The following is a 14,036-nucleotide window of genomic DNA, read 5'->3' on the forward strand; positions in this document are numbered from 1 at the left end:
GCGCGAGCAGACGCAAACTTGCCCTTTTTCACACGAAAATGGGCAAGTTTGCGTCTGCTCGCGGACGGACTGCACCGGCTACCAACGGAACGGCCTATCCAGAGTGAGCGTGCGCTCGGCCGGTGCATACCAGCCCTGCGCCGCATGCTGGTCGGTGTGCAGATAGCACTGCACCCTCACCTCGTGGCTACCCGGACGAAATGTCAGCAGCCGGCTGATCGGCAGGGTCGTGATCGGCATGTGATGGCGGCTCAGTGACGCCACATTCATGAAATAGGTTCCACCCCAGGCCTGCTCGACATGGGTTTTGCCGCCATACGAGTCATCGGGATTGGTGTGGGTATGCCCCGCCAGCCACAGCGCCACCGCCCCCGGATGTTCGGTGAGATACCGCTCGAAGGCCCCGGAATCCGGCTTGCCGCCAACCCAGTACAGGTAGGACGCGCCTTGCGGCGTCCCCTCCAGGAACGGCCGATGGTAGTGCTCATGGAGCTTCCCATCCGAATCCCGGCGCACCCCCTCCCACTCCCCCGATGCCACCGTGGTGTCCTTGAGGACGTAGTGGTGCACCGTGACGATGATCGAACCACGGTTCTGCTCAACCATGTTCGCCCACCACTCGAACGTCTCGGCGGACACCACTCCGCCGGGATTACCCCCGAGCGTGCCCCGACCGACCGTCTGCGACGGCTCGTTGCGGTCGCTCAGCATCAGGAACAGCAGGTTGCCCACCCGGAAGGAGTACCGCTCCCAGGTCCCGCTGACGGGATAGGGCCGGGCTGTGGCGTCGACCCCGGAATGTGCGGTGTGCGCACCCAGCGGATCGATCCATTTCTGCCACCACCAGGCGTCGGGTTCGGAAAGACCACTGCGATCGTGATTCCCGCACACCGAGTACACGTCCTCGCGCCGGTGCTTGCGCATCACCGACAGCTGCCTGCGGACCTCCCGCCCCTCGGCGTCATCGGGCAGGCTGTGATGCGCGCCGGACATGTCTCCGACGTCTACCGCGATGTCCCAGTCGAACGGCGGACCGCCCTCGGCGCCACCGTATTCCGACTGCCGGATGGCGTCGGCCAGGCTCTCCCGATCGAACTGGTTGTCGGTGCCCACGTGAGCGTCGCCGAACGCCCAGAGCCGGAACTCACCCTGCTTCGCCATCGTCGCGACAGATTAGCGCCACGGTCCGGCGACGTCTGGTGTTGCGCTCAGGCGGATTTCAACTGCCGTCGAGCGCGCGGATTCCACTGGCGACCACCTGCACGGTCTTGTGCGGAAACCGTTTCTCGGCGTGAGCCTTGGCTGCCGAGTTCGGCAGCACGTACAGCGTTTCCCGTTTCTCCTGCAGAGGTTTGAGCACGCGGTCCATGAACTCCTTGCGGTCGTCGAGGTAGGGCTCGATCACGTCCTCTCCCGCCGGGCACACCGCCAGACAGTAGGCCGCCTTGTAATTGGCCTTGAAGGACAGGCTCTGCCACATCGAGGCGTTCTCCGAATCGCTGACCCGGGAGCGGAAGTCGGCGGCGTCGGCACTGTCGGCGATGGTTTGCGCCCAGTCGGTGAACCCACCCATGAACTCGCGATAGTTGTGCACCGAGCAGGCGGCGAAGTCGAACTCGCCGTCCTTCCCGATGGCGCCGACCGGGCAGGCCGCCACACACAGCTTGCATTCCAGGCACGGCGAATAATCCAGCGGCTCACCGTAACTGTTGATCGGTGAGCCCACCAGAATGGTGGCCAACAGGATGAAGTTTCCGAACCTGGGGTGGATCACGTTGCGATGGATGCCCATCACCCCCAACCCCGAGGCGACCGCGACGGGTTTGTGTGCCACCACCCAGATCCGCCCCGGGTATCTGTCCATCTCCATCGGGAAGGTGGCCGACGGGTTCACCGCGCGATGGCCGACGTCTTCGAGTACCCGGGTGATCCGGTGAGCGGCCTCGTTGATGATCTCGCCGCTGCGGTGGAACTCCTGGTTGGCCACGCTGCGAGTGGACGACCGGACGTTGTCGCGGTTCATCTTGACCACCAGCGAGATGTAGCTGCGCACCCCGGGCAGCGCAGCCTCGACATGTTCGCGCTCGGAGGCCAGAGCGGGATCATCCACCGCGGCGAAGGCAACGTCGTCGGCTCCGGCGTCCAGACACAGTTGCCGCAGCCAGTCCGCGTCGATCACGTCGGGCACCACCGCGTCGGCGCGGGCGCGCACCGCGCGCACAGTCGGGTGATCGGCCAGGCGGGGTGAAAGCTTCGGCTCCATGCAGCTGAGTATAGATAACTATACCCAGAGTGCAAGGATCCGTCGTCGCGCCGTAAAGAAACCGTTCGGGCTCGGTCCGAGCGCGTGCGCAGCGGGTACACCCGAGATATGGACGACATTCGGCTACTGACCCCACTGCTCGACGGCTCCCGGGTATGGGGTTGCGTGCAGATCCGGCCGGGCCGTTTCGGCATCACCTACTACCGGCTGGTGGTCTACCCGCCGGGCCTGAGCACCGCAGAGCGCCGGTTGGTCCGACTCGCCCGCGGCTGGCCACTATGGGGAATGCTCGTGTGGTTGCTGTGCGAGCTCTGGCTGAGCGGGCAGATGTCACCCTGGCCTGCGTTCGGTGTGGCCACCGCGGTCTACTGCGCCACCGGCGCCATCACACTCGGCCTGTCCGGCAGCGCCTTCCACCGGGTGCGGACACTGTGCGCCACGACGATGGCCGGCTACGACGATCCAGGACCGCAGAGTGCCCGGGAGCGCCTGGTCGTGCTCGCCGCGACACTCCTGCAAGCCGATGAACGCCGCGACCGCGGTGAGCTCGCCGCGGTCGATCACGAGCTGATCTGGTGGCAGGTCTACAACCGGATCGGCACCGACCACGCTGCAAACACCAAGCAGGCCAGCTGATGTCGGACATGCTCGAAGTGATGTCGATGATGGCGGCACCGGCCGCGATGCTGTTGATGTTGCGCGGCTACGTAATTCGGCAGAACCGGCTCGCCGATACGGCTGAGCGCACGGTGCACGCGTCGACTCCATAAACGCCGCGAGCGGGCGCGCCACCAGAGGCACGCCCGCTCGGGGGTCGGTACTACGGGGTTACCTAGCGGCGTGCCCCCGGCATTCCGAGCCACGGGAACACCGGGATGTTGGCGGGCGGCGCCGTTGTTCCGGGCCTCGCCTTGATCGATGTGCTGCCGTTGGTCGTGCAGATGGTCTTGGTGGCGGTCTCCTGGCAGGTCGGCCTAGCCGAAGCCATCGGTGCCGAAAATACTGACACCGCAACCAAACCCGCCATCAGAAAGGCAAACTTCCCGCGACCTGTCATCATGTCCTTCCCCTTCCGGGCTACGATCGCGATACCAGAATGGTCATGCGCCACACGGGGCGGCATCCGCTCGCTCATCAGGGGCAGGCCGATACGACAACAAAGGAATCTGCATCGAGCGGGGTGTTGTTGGCAGCCGCCTTGTTGAATGCGTCCTGGCGGGCAGCCTCCACCGTCGCGCCGGCTCCGCCGGCTACCGCGTGATTGCTGGGACTGGCGACGGACACGATGCACAGGTTGTCGTTGGTCACCTCGTCGGCAGTGCATTCCACACCGCCGGCATTCGTGCATGCCGCGATCACTGCCGCGGAGGCCTCCTCGGCGGTATCACCGGTAGCGGTGAAACCAGCCAAGGTGTCGACGAATTCGCCAGTGCCCACTGCCGCAAACATGTCTTCGGGGTCTTCGACGTAACCTCCGGGACCACCCGCCCAGGCGGTGCCCGCGGTAATCCCGGCGGCGACAACGCCTGCGCCTAGGATCGCCGAAACCCATCGGGATTTGACCATGCCGGTCCTCTCGTCAAATTAGTTTCGGCGTCAGAATACACAGGTCACGCACAGTTCACCGGCCGTCCAACAAATGACTGCGTGTCATTGCACGACGAATGAGCCAGTACGCGTCGTGTTGCGGCAGAACACAAACCGCCCCGTTTCCATCGAAACGGGGCGGTTTTGGTACGAAGTGCTGCAGCTAGCCGGTGACGAGTGAGACCGAGTTGGCCCGACGCAGCTTGCCCGACGGGGTCTTCGGGATGCTGCCGGGACCGAGCACCACGACGTTGCGCGGACGCATGTCGACCTCGGACACCACCTCGTGTGCCACCTGATGCTCGATCCGGCGCACCTCGGCCGGATCCTGCCAGGCGTTGGACTCCACGGCGACGGCGAAGGTCTCGCGCGAGTGACCGGCATCCAGACGCACCGCCACGGCGCAGCCCGGGCGCACACCTTCCACCCGCCCGGCCGCACGTTCGATGTCCGTCGGGTAGATGTTGCGCCCGGCCATGATGATCACGTCCTTGACGCGACCGCACACGATGACGTTGCCCTCCTCGGTGATGTAGCCGAGGTCTCCGGTGTCGTACCAACCGTGCTCGTCCTGAGCCGGCAGGAAGCCGCCCATGGTGATGTAGCCGGGGGTCAACGACTCGCCGCGCAGCTCGATGACGCCGACACCGCGAGCGGGCATCACGTCGCCGTGCTCGTCGACGACACGGGCCTCGAGGTCCTTGAGCAGCGGGCCGAGTGAGGCCAGCCGGCGGGTGTTGCCCTTGGTGGCGGGCACGGCGCGGCGCAACGCGGCCAGCAGGTCGGCGTCGACCTCGTCGACCACCAGACCCGCGTTGCACGGGGAGAACGACACGGCCAGGCAGGTCTCGGCCATGCCGTAGGCCGGCAGGATCGCCGAGGACGGCAGCCCGAACGGTTTGCCCGCGTCGAGCAGGTCCTCGACGTCGGCCGGCTCCACGGGCTCGGCGCCCGAGAGCGCGAACCGCAGGGTGGACAGGTCGTACTCGCCCGGCTTGGCCTGACGGCGCAACCGCTTGGCGAACAACGCATAAGCGAAGTTGGGCGCCGCGGTCATGGTGCCCTTGTACTTGGTGATGAGCTTCGCCCACAGCAGCGTGTCGCGCAGGAAGTCCATCGGCGTGACCTTGACGAGCTCGGCGCCGAAGTACATCGGGATGGTCAGGAAGCCGACCATGCCCATGTCGTGGAAGCAGGGCAACCAGCTCACCATGACGTCCTTGTCGACGTCGTACTCCGCACCGATGAACATCGCCTCGGCGTTGGAGTGGATGTTGCGGTGCGTGATCTGGACTGCCTTAGGAGACCCTGTGGAGCCAGACGTCAGCTGCATCAGCGCCAGATCGTCCTCGCCGGTCTCCACCGGATCGACTGGGTCGGCAGCCAGCAGGTCGGCGATCTTGACGACCTTGATGCCCTTTTCTTCAAGCACCGGGATGGCGACCAGGAACGGCTCGGAGACGATGACGGCGTCGGCCTCGATCATGCCGATCACGTTCATGGTGTCCTCGGCCCACACCGCCAGGTCGGTGCGCGGGGTCGGCTGGTGCAGCATGGTCAGGCTCGCGCCGCGCATCCAGACGCCCTGCGCGGTCGGCGCGATCTCGACGGGGAAGCCGGCCAGCACGCCCACGGCGTCGCCGTGACCGATACCCGCGGCGGCCAGACCGCCTGCGATCCGCCGGGCCCGCTCGTGAACCTCACCCCAGGTGTGGCGAACCGGCTCATGCGGCTCACCAGTGACCATTCCGCGCTTGCTCTCACGAGCATTGCGGAACATCTTCTCGGTGAATCTGCTCACGACGACCTCCTTGGGTTCCGCGGCCCCCACACCGACGACAGTGCGCCAGGTGCAGTTGCCCGGTTATCCATGCTCCGCCCGCTGTGCACCGCTTTTGGGTAGGCGCGCGCACACGATTGGGGAGCAGTTATGTCTCGAAAAGGTGATGCCCCAGATCCGGGTGTACGTCTGGGCGACCCCCCACCGTCATGGACGGCGGGAGCACAAGTCGCATCCGATGCGAGATCGCTAGCATTCACCGCCGCTCATCTTAAGAGACCCTTAAGTAACTGCCAAACCCTCGCGATAATTGAGGTCTGCGTCACAGTTTCAGACCGACGTCGACGGGTACTCCGTCGATTTCTACTCGACGGGTTGTTCCGGCGCAAAGTTCGCAGCCCTGGCGTCGAAAACAGCGACGACGGCCAGGCAGCCCGCCTGCCAGACACGTCCGTCAGGCCGACGTCGACGGCTCTGGAACGACGCGGGCACCGCTGACGGGGCCGCTGGCCACCCGCACCGTCCGGCACACCCCGGCCCCGGCAAGTTCAGTCCCCACGTCCACCGCCGACGTCGACGACGGACACAGGAACGCACACGTCGGGCCCGAGCCGGACACGATGCCGGCGAGGGCACCGGCCTCCACCCCGGCACGCAGCGTCCGGCGCAGCTCCGGGTACAGGCTCAGGGCGGCCGGCTGCAGGTCGTTGCCCAACAGCGCGGCAAGTTCGGCCGGATCACCGGAAGCCAGCGCAGCCAGGACAGGCTCGGGCTCCTCGGCCCGCGGCGGGCCGCCCGTCGAGGTGTCTGCGCGCAGCCGATCCAGCTCGCCGAACACCTTCGGGGTGGACAGACCCTTGTGCGCGAAGGCCAGCACCCAGTGGAAGGTGCTGCGGGCCAGCACCGTGGCCAGCTCCTCGCCACGGCCGGTGCCGAGCGCAGTGCCGCCGTGCAGCGCGAACGGGACATCACTGCCCAACCGGGCCGCCAGGGCGTGCAGATCGCGCCTGGGCACCCCGAGCTCCCACAGCGTGTTCATCGCCACCAGCACCGCGGCCGCGTCGGCGCTGCCTCCTGCCATGCCACCGGCCACCGGGATCGACTTGTCGATGCTGATCGCCACATCAGGGGACCGGCCCACGTGTTCGGCCAGCAACTCGGCGGCGCGCCAGGCCAGATTGCGCTCGTCGGTGGGCACCGACTCCACGCCCTCGCCGGCCACCGTCAGCGACAGCATGTCGGCATTGCGCACCGTCACCTCGTCCAGCAGCGACACGGCATGGAACACCGTGGTGAGGTCGTGGTAGCCGTCGTCGCGCACATCCCCGACCGCCAGGTGCAGATTCACCTTGCCGGGTACACGCACGGTCACCGACCCGGTGGGGACCCACTCGGACGCGGTACTGCCATCGGATGCTGACACGGCCACGACACTATCGCCGCTCACCCGTGGTTGTCGGTGAACCTAAGCTGAGACGGTGCCCTCAGCCGAGGTGATCATCGCGGGCTACACCGCGGTGAAAGTCGTGGGGAGCGGCGGCTCAGCCGTCGTATACCTGGCCCGCGATCCCGACGGTTCCACCGTCGCGCTCAAGGTTCTCGATGATCGGCACCGCCAACCCGCCCATCTGGCCCGGCTGCAGCGCGAGTTCGACTTCGCCAGGCAGCTCACCCACCCCAACATCGTCACGGTGTACGCGGCAGGCCCGGGCTGGCTGGCGATGGAACTCCTCGACGGCGGCACGGTGAGCAACCTGTCCGGCACGCCGGAGCGGCTTACCGCGTTGGCCCAGATCGCCGGGGCACTCGATCACGCCCACCGGCACGGAATCGTGCACTGCGACGTCAAACCCGCCAACATCCTTGTCGATCAACCATTTTCGAGAGCGGTACTGATCGATTTCGGAGTGGCCCACTCGATGGCCGCGGACGTGGCTGCCAAGTTGGCCCACGACCGGCACGGCCGGATGAGCCTCGACCCGGCCCGGCGCATCACCCGCCAGGCAGCCCGACCACACCCGGATATCCAAGCGTCACTGCCCTATTCGGCACCCGAGCTCCTCAGCGGCCGGACACCTTCGGCGGCGACGGATCAGTACGCGCTGGCGTGCACCACAGTTGAGCTGCTGACCGGAGCACCGCCGTTCTCCGCAGATACCGCGATAGCCCTGATCGATCATCAGATGTACAGCCGACCACCACGAATATCGCAGCGGTGCAACTGGATTCCACCGTCGGCCGACCCGATCATCGCCAGGGCACTCGCGAAGGACCCCGAGCGCAGACACCCCTCATGTTCGGAGTTCGTCAGCCTGATCGCCGAGGCCCTCAGGTCCCCGATGTGAAGACGATCGCGAGATTGTCCGACAATCTCGCGATCTTCTTCACATTCGGCGGTCCTCAGCCTTGCCGTGCCGCCTCAACCTCGGCGGCCGCCTCGATCTGAGCTGCGGCCTCACCCTCGGCTTCCTTGGCCCGCTGCAGCAGTCGGACGAAGTCGGCGATGCCGAGCGTCTCGCCACGGCGCGACGGATCGATGCTGGCGGCGAGCAGCCGCTCTGCCGACTCATTGCCCGAACCCGCCCAGTCCGCGAACGCGTTGCGAGAGGTCTTGCGCCGCTGCGCGAATCCGATGTCGATGAGCTGGAACACCTCATCGCGGAACTCGGCGTCCGTCGGCCACGGCGATGTCTCGTACCGGTCGATGCGGACCAGTCCGGAGTACACCCGCGGGATCGGCCAGAACACCGTCGGCGAGACCATCCCGTGCCTGCGCACGTTTCCGTAGAAACGCGCCTTGGCACTGGGCACGCCGTAGTCCTTGCCGCCGGGCTCGGCCGCCAGACGCTCGGCCACCTCGGCCTGCACCATGACCATCACCGTCCGGATCGACGGGAACTCGGCCAACAGGTGCAGCAGTGCGGGCACCGCCACGTTGTACGGCAGATTCGCCACGAGCGCCGTCGGCTGCTCGGCCAGATCAGACGGCATCAGCGTCAGGATGTCCTGGTTGATCACCGTGAGCCGGTTGATCTCGCTGTGGGAATGATCGGCGATGGTGGCCGGCAATTGCTTGGCCAGCACCGGATCGATCTCCACTGCGGTCACCCTGGCACCACGGTCCAACAGGGGCAGTGTCAGCGACCCGAGACCGGGTCCGACTTCGAGCACATGGTCGTTCCGGTGAATCCCGGAGGCCGACACGATGCGCCGAACGGTGTTGGCATCATGAACGAAGTTCTGGCCAAAGGCCTTGCGTGGTCGAAAGTCGATTTCTTTCGCCAAGCGTCGTATCTCGGTCCGCCCGAGCAGTCGAATAGTCAGCGCGCCCCAATCCTCCCACTACACACTGGCCAAGCTCCCCAACCCTGCCGGGCCTGCGTCACCGTAGCAATCGCAATCTGCTCTTCTCTAGTCGCCAGATCGGCCCTCGGAGCATACCTCAGACCACCCTGTCGCTCCCAGGTGTTCTGGTCGAATTGGACCCCACCAAAAAATCCGTTACCTGTGTTAATGGCCCAGTTACCTCCCGCTTCGCACTGCGAAAGGGCGTCCCAGGCAGCGCCGTTGGTGACCGGCGGAACTTCGGTGCCAGGCTTTGCTCCGACGCGCAGCACACCGTCACGAGCCGGGTTGATCACGACATTGGCTACTGGCAGTCTGCCGGTCTCCACGCCGTTCACCTTGGCCACGGCGTAGGTCACGTCCTGGGTGCCCGGGGCGCCGGGCTCCTCGACGACCTGCCGGCTCATGTTCATGGAGGCGTCTTCGATGCGCTGATGACCCGGTTCCAACGCCACCCGCTCGGTGACCTTCTCGATGCGCATGCGGGTCACCTGAACCTGCATACCCTCGGTGACCGGGGTCGATGCGGCCGGAACGACGGTGTCGTTCTGCTCCAGCGGGGCCCCCGCCGCGGCCAACAGACCGGCCACGTTCGGGGCGGCCAGATGCACGGTCTGCACGTTGCCGCCGTCATCGATCCGGACGGTCTTGGCGCTCACCACGGGCAGCGCCATGCCGCCCAGCGGAACCCTGCTGCCACGGGAGGCCGCGGCTGGTGCCTTGTCGGTCATCTTCAGCTGCGCCAGGGCCTCATCGACGGTCGAGGCAGTGGTCCACACCTGCTTGCTGTCATTGCCGTCCAACGACAACTCCAGCGGTCGGCTACGGCGTAGAACGATGGTGTCGGCCTGATGCACGGACTCGTCGGGCGAGGGGTAGAGATCATCCCGATCGCCGACCGAGAACCCGTTCTCCTCGACCACGTCGATCACCCGCGACTTCATCGTCGTCACGGTCATCGGCGCACCATCGACGCTCAGCGTCACGGTCTTGTGCGATCCGACGGCGTAGCCCCCGGCGGCGGTCAGCGTGACCAGCAGGGCCCCCACCACGCCTCGCAGCAGCGGAGATCGGGATTCATGAATTTTGTTGAGCGCGTCCACGGTTCTCGCATTTCTCCCCGGTACGGACGGCATAGATCACCGCCGGCGGTTGAGGTTTGATCACAAGACGGTAACGAAAAGGGGTTCACTCGGCAACTAGAGCCGGCGACTCCCCGTTAAGTCCGTACACCCGCGCCGCAGTGGCTGCGGTCTCGGACGCGACCTCTTCGGCAGGTCGGTCCAGCAACTCTGCGAGTGCCCGCACAGTGTATGGGAGGCAGTACGGCTCGTTCGGTGCTCCGCGGAACGGATGCGGGGTCAGAAACGGCGCGTCGGTCTCCACCAACAGCTGGCCCGGGGGGATCACCCGAGCGGCTTCCCGCAGCTCAGCGGCATTACGGAAGCTGACAGTGCCCGAAAGGCTCAATACCCAGCCGGCCTCGACGCAGGTGTGAGCCATCTCCGGTCCTGACGAAAAACAGTGGAAGATCACTGTCTCGGGCGCTCCCTCGGCGCGTAGTACGTCGAGCACCTCGGCGTCGGCATCCCGGTTGTGGATCATCAACGGCTTGCCGGTGCGCTTGGCCAGGTCGATGTGCCACGCGAAGCCCTCGCGCTGCTCGGCGGGCGTCGCGCAGCCGTCCAGCCGGCCCGGCCAGTACAGGTCCATCCCCGTCTCGCCCACCGCGACCACCCGCGGATGGGCCGCCAGCCGCTCCACCTCGGCCCTGGCCGCGTCGTCGAGCGCATTGGCCCGGGTGGGGTGCAACGCCACCGCGCCGAAAACCCGCTCATCAGCTTCGACGGCCGTGGTCACCCAGCGCGCCGAGTCCAGATCGTCGGCGATGGTGACCGCCTGGCCCACTCCGACCGCGGCCGCGCGATCCATGATCGCCCGGACATCCTGCGCGGTCTGCGCGCCGCACGCGTCGAGGTGGGTATGTGCGTCGACCAGCGGAGCCAACGGCTCCGGAGCCGGCGGCTTCTCCCTGGCTGAGCGTTTGGATCCCACCGCAACACAATAAGGTGGGGTCCAAATGAGTGAGCCTTTCTACATAACTACGGCCATCGCCTACCCGAACGGCGCGCCGCACATCGGGCACGCCTACGAGTACATCGCCACCGATGCGATCGCCCGGTTCAAGCGACTCGACGGCTTCGATGTGCGCTACCTGACCGGCACCGACGTGCACGGCCAGAAGATGGCCGATACCGCCGCTGCCGAGGGCATCTCGGCCGCCGAGCTGGCCAACCGCAACTCCGACGTGTTCCAGCGGTTGCAGGAGAAGCTCAACATCTCCTTCGACCGGTTCATCCGCACCTCCGACGCCGACCACTACGAGGCGTCCAAGGAGATCTGGCGCCGTATGAACGAGGCCGGCGACATCTACCTTGGCACCTACTCGGGTTGGTACTCGATCCGCGATGAACGATTCTTCGCCGAGGACGAGACGACCGCGGGTCCCGACGGCACCCGCACCGCGATCGAGACCGGCACCCCCGTCACCTGGACCGAGGAGCAGACCTACTTCTTCCGGTTGTCGGCCTACGCCGAGCGCCTGCTGGCCCACTACGAGGCCCATCCCGAATTCATCGGGCCCGATGTGCGCCGCAACGAGATCGTCAGCTTCGTCTCGGGCGGACTGAAGGACCTGTCGATCTCGCGGACCACGTTCGACTGGGGTGTGCCGGTTCCCGACCACCCTGATCACGTGATGTACGTGTGGGTGGATGCGCTGACCAACTACCTCACCGGCGTCGGGTTCCCGGACGTGGCCTCCGACGCTTTTCAGAAGTACTGGCCGGCCAAGTTGCACATGATCGGCAAGGACATCATCCGGTTCCACAGCGTGTACTGGCCGGCGTTCCTGATGTCGGCCGGGATCGCGCTGCCCGAGCGGGTCTTCGCGCACGGCTTCATCAACGTCAAGGGCGAGAAGATGAGCAAGTCGGTCGGCAATGTAGTCGATCCAGTCGATCTGATCGACACGTTCGGCCTCGATCAGGTGCGGTTCTTCTTCCTTCGTGAGGTGTCCTTCGGGCAGGACGGCAGCTACAGCGAGGAAGCCATCATCGGCCGGATCAACGCCGACCTGGCCAACGAGCTGGGCAACCTGGCGCAACGTTCGCTGTCGATGGTGGCCAAGAACCTCGACGGCGTGGTGCCCGACCCCGGATCGTTCAACGAGGACGACACCGCACTCCTGAGTGCCGCCGATGCCCTGCTCGAGCAGGTGCGCACGCACTACGATGTGCCCGCGATGCACCTCGCACTTGAATCGATCTGGTCGGTACTCGGCGCAGCGAACCGCTACTTCTCCGCCCAGGAGCCGTGGGTCCTGCGCAAGTCCGACGATCCAACAGACCAGCAACGGTTCGGTACGGTGCTCTACACGACGCTCGAGGTGGTGCGGATCGCGGCGCTGCTGACGCAGCCGGTGATGCCGGACTCGATGGCCAAGCTGCTCGACCTGCTGGGCCAGCCGACCGACGCACGCGACTTCGACTCCATCGGGACCCGGCTCAAGCCAGGTACCGAATTGCCCGCGCCCACCGGGGTTTTCCCCCGCTACCAGATGGACTGAGATGGCTGTACTACACGAGAAACTGCAGGCGATCTACGAGGAAGTATCGCAACGCAACGCCGGTGAGCAGGAGTTCCACCAGGCCGTCTACGAGGTCCTGACCAGCCTCGGCCCGGTGGTGGCCAAGCATCCCGACTACGCCGACGGCGCCATCATCCGCCGGCTGTGCGAGCCCGAGCGGCAGATCATCTTCCGGGTGCCCTGGCTCGACGACTCCGGCACCGCGCAGATCAACCGCGGCTTCCGAGTCGAATTCAACTCGGCGCTCGGTCCCTTCAAGGGCGGCCTGCGGTTCCACCCGTCGGTCTACCTCGGCATCGTGAAGTTCCTGGGCTTCGAGCAGATCTTCAAGAACTCGCTGACCGGCCTGCCGATCGGCGGCGGCAAGGGCGGGTCGGACTTCGACCCCAAGGGCCGCTCCGACGCCGAGGTGATGCGCTTCTGTCAGTCCTTCATGACCGAGCTGTACCGCCACATCGGTGAGTACACCGACGTCCCGGCCGGCGACATCGGCGTCGGCATGCGCGAAATCGGTTACCTGTTCGGCCAGTACAAGCGGATCACCAACCGCTACGAATCCGGCGTGCTCACCGGCAAGGGCCTGACCTGGGGCGGGTCGCAGGTCCGCACCGAGGCCACCGGTTACGGCACGGTCTTCTTCGTCGACGAGATCCTGCGGTCGAGCGGGCAGTCCTTCGACGGCAAGCAGGTTGTGGTGTCCGGCTCGGGCAACGTGGCGATCTACGCCATCGAGAAGGTGCACTCGCTGGGCGGGACCGTGGTGGCCTGCTCGGACTCCAGCGGATACGTGCGCGACGACAAGGGCATCGACCTCGACCTGCTCAAAGAGGTCAAGGAACTGCGTCGGGGCCGCATCGAGGACTACGCGGAGGCCCGTGGCGGCGCCGCACATGTCGTGACGGACCGCAGCGTGTGGGAGGTGCCGTGCGACATCGCGTTGCCCTGCGCCACCCAGAACGAGGTCTCCGGCGACGATGCGACCATGCTGATCAAGAACGGCTGCCAGATCGTGGCCGAGGGCGCCAACATGCCGTGCACGCCCGACGCGGTGAAGTACTTCGAAGAGGCCGGGATCAAGTTCGCCCCGGGCAAGGCTGCCAACGCGGGTGGTGTGGCCACCAGCGCGCTGGAGATGCAGCAGAACGCCTCGCGGGACTCGTGGACCTTCAACGACACCGAGGAGCGGCTGGCCGACATCATGCGCCGCATCCACGATCGCTGCCTCACCACCGCCGACGAGTACGGCCAGCCGGGCAATTACGTGGCCGGCGCCAACATCGCCGGCTTCATCCGGGTGGCCGACGCGATGCTGGCGTTGGGGCTCGTCTGACGACACCTCGAGGGTGATGTGGGTCACATCACCTGAAGTCCCGTCACAAATCCGCGTCCCGCGGTGTCTTGAGGGCATAAGC

Annotated in this window: 14 protein-coding genes; 5 read left to right on the forward strand and 9 right to left on the reverse strand. The window is 66.1% G+C overall.

The annotated features are described in order from the left end of the window. Window positions 1–78: 78 nt before the first annotated feature. On the reverse strand, window positions 79–1,161 hold the full coding sequence (locus AC4ELS_RS11090) for a hypothetical protein (protein ID WP_463792782.1): 1,083 nt from the start codon (window positions 1,159–1,161) through the stop codon (window positions 79–81). 58 nt (window positions 1,162–1,219) lie between these two features. Further along, the gene (locus tag AC4ELS_RS11095; RefSeq protein WP_448442044.1) at window positions 1,220–2,263 is read right to left on the reverse strand and encodes a 4Fe-4S binding protein; all 1,044 of its coding nucleotides are present in this window, start codon (window positions 2,261–2,263) and stop codon (window positions 1,220–1,222) included. A gap of 108 nt (window positions 2,264–2,371) precedes the next feature. Here AC4ELS_RS11095 and AC4ELS_RS11100 point away from each other — a divergent pair, with 108 nt between their 5' ends. Together AC4ELS_RS11100 and AC4ELS_RS11105 are read left to right on the forward strand one after the other, a co-directional pair. Further along, entirely contained in the window at window positions 2,372–2,899 is a 528-nt protein-coding gene (locus tag AC4ELS_RS11100; RefSeq protein ID WP_499047388.1) for a DUF6611 family protein, read from the forward strand. After that, window positions 2,899–3,033: a hypothetical protein gene (locus tag AC4ELS_RS11105; RefSeq protein ID WP_448442040.1), complete on the forward strand. Its 135-nt coding sequence runs from the start codon at window positions 2,899–2,901 to the stop codon at window positions 3,031–3,033. Before AC4ELS_RS11100 ends, AC4ELS_RS11105 begins: the two co-directional genes overlap by 1 nt. 62 nt (window positions 3,034–3,095) lie before the next feature. Here the strand turns inward: AC4ELS_RS11105 and AC4ELS_RS11110 are convergent, their stop codons facing one another. From AC4ELS_RS11110 to AC4ELS_RS11125, 4 genes are all read right to left on the reverse strand, one after another. Further along, entirely contained in the window at window positions 3,096–3,251 is a 156-nt protein-coding gene (locus AC4ELS_RS11110; RefSeq protein WP_499047390.1) for a hypothetical protein, read from the reverse strand. A 146-nt stretch (window positions 3,252–3,397) separates the two neighbouring features. Continuing rightward, window positions 3,398–3,829 (reverse strand): DUF4189 domain-containing protein, encoded by a 432-nt coding sequence (locus AC4ELS_RS11115; RefSeq protein WP_064887088.1) that lies wholly within the window; start codon window positions 3,827–3,829, stop codon window positions 3,398–3,400. Window positions 3,830–4,013: 184 nt separating this feature from the next. Further along, window positions 4,014–5,651 carry a fatty acyl-AMP ligase gene (locus tag AC4ELS_RS11120; protein ID WP_499047392.1) on the reverse strand — a complete coding sequence of 546 codons (1,638 nt, stop codon included), beginning with the start codon at window positions 5,649–5,651 and terminating at the stop codon, window positions 4,014–4,016. Between the two features lie 433 nt (window positions 5,652–6,084). Next, window positions 6,085–7,053: a 4-(cytidine 5'-diphospho)-2-C-methyl-D-erythritol kinase gene (locus AC4ELS_RS11125; protein ID WP_064887119.1), complete on the reverse strand. Its 969-nt coding sequence runs from the start codon at window positions 7,051–7,053 to the stop codon at window positions 6,085–6,087. 55 nt (window positions 7,054–7,108) lie between these two features. Here AC4ELS_RS11125 and AC4ELS_RS11130 point away from each other — a divergent pair, with 55 nt between their 5' ends. Next, window positions 7,109–7,975 (forward strand): serine/threonine-protein kinase, encoded by an 867-nt coding sequence (locus AC4ELS_RS11130; protein ID WP_448442037.1) that lies wholly within the window; start codon window positions 7,109–7,111, stop codon window positions 7,973–7,975. Window positions 7,976–8,030: 55 nt separating this feature from the next. On the opposite strand, the gene rsmA is transcribed toward AC4ELS_RS11130, so the two are convergent. The 3 genes from rsmA to AC4ELS_RS11145 all read right to left on the reverse strand — a co-directional run bounded on the left by rsmA (window position 8,031) and on the right by AC4ELS_RS11145 (window position 11,030). Continuing rightward, window positions 8,031–8,954, reverse strand: coding sequence for a 16S rRNA (adenine(1518)-N(6)/adenine(1519)-N(6))-dimethyltransferase RsmA (gene rsmA, locus AC4ELS_RS11135; RefSeq protein ID WP_064959735.1), 924 nt, complete (start codon window positions 8,952–8,954; stop codon window positions 8,031–8,033). After that, window positions 8,951–10,078, reverse strand: a complete 1,128-nt coding sequence (locus AC4ELS_RS11140) for a resuscitation-promoting factor (protein ID WP_499047394.1) — start codon at window positions 10,076–10,078, stop codon at window positions 8,951–8,953. Before AC4ELS_RS11140 ends, rsmA begins: the two co-directional genes overlap by 4 nt. 85 nt (window positions 10,079–10,163) lie before the next feature. Further along, complete coding sequence (locus AC4ELS_RS11145) at window positions 10,164–11,030, reverse strand: TatD family hydrolase (RefSeq protein WP_064887084.1); 867 nt, start codon at window positions 11,028–11,030, stop codon at window positions 10,164–10,166. A 25-nt stretch (window positions 11,031–11,055) separates the two neighbouring features. Between AC4ELS_RS11145 and metG the strand changes: the two genes are divergently transcribed. After that, entirely contained in the window at window positions 11,056–12,603 is a 1,548-nt protein-coding gene (gene metG / locus AC4ELS_RS11150; protein ID WP_448442035.1) for a methionine--tRNA ligase, read from the forward strand. A 1-nt stretch (window position 12,604) separates the two neighbouring features. Continuing rightward, window positions 12,605–13,954, forward strand: a complete 1,350-nt coding sequence (gene gdhA, locus AC4ELS_RS11155; protein WP_064959738.1) for an NADP-specific glutamate dehydrogenase — start codon at window positions 12,605–12,607, stop codon at window positions 13,952–13,954. Window positions 13,955–14,036: the final 82 nt, after the last annotated feature.

It is taken from the genome of Mycobacterium shunyiense, from assembly GCF_058270035.1.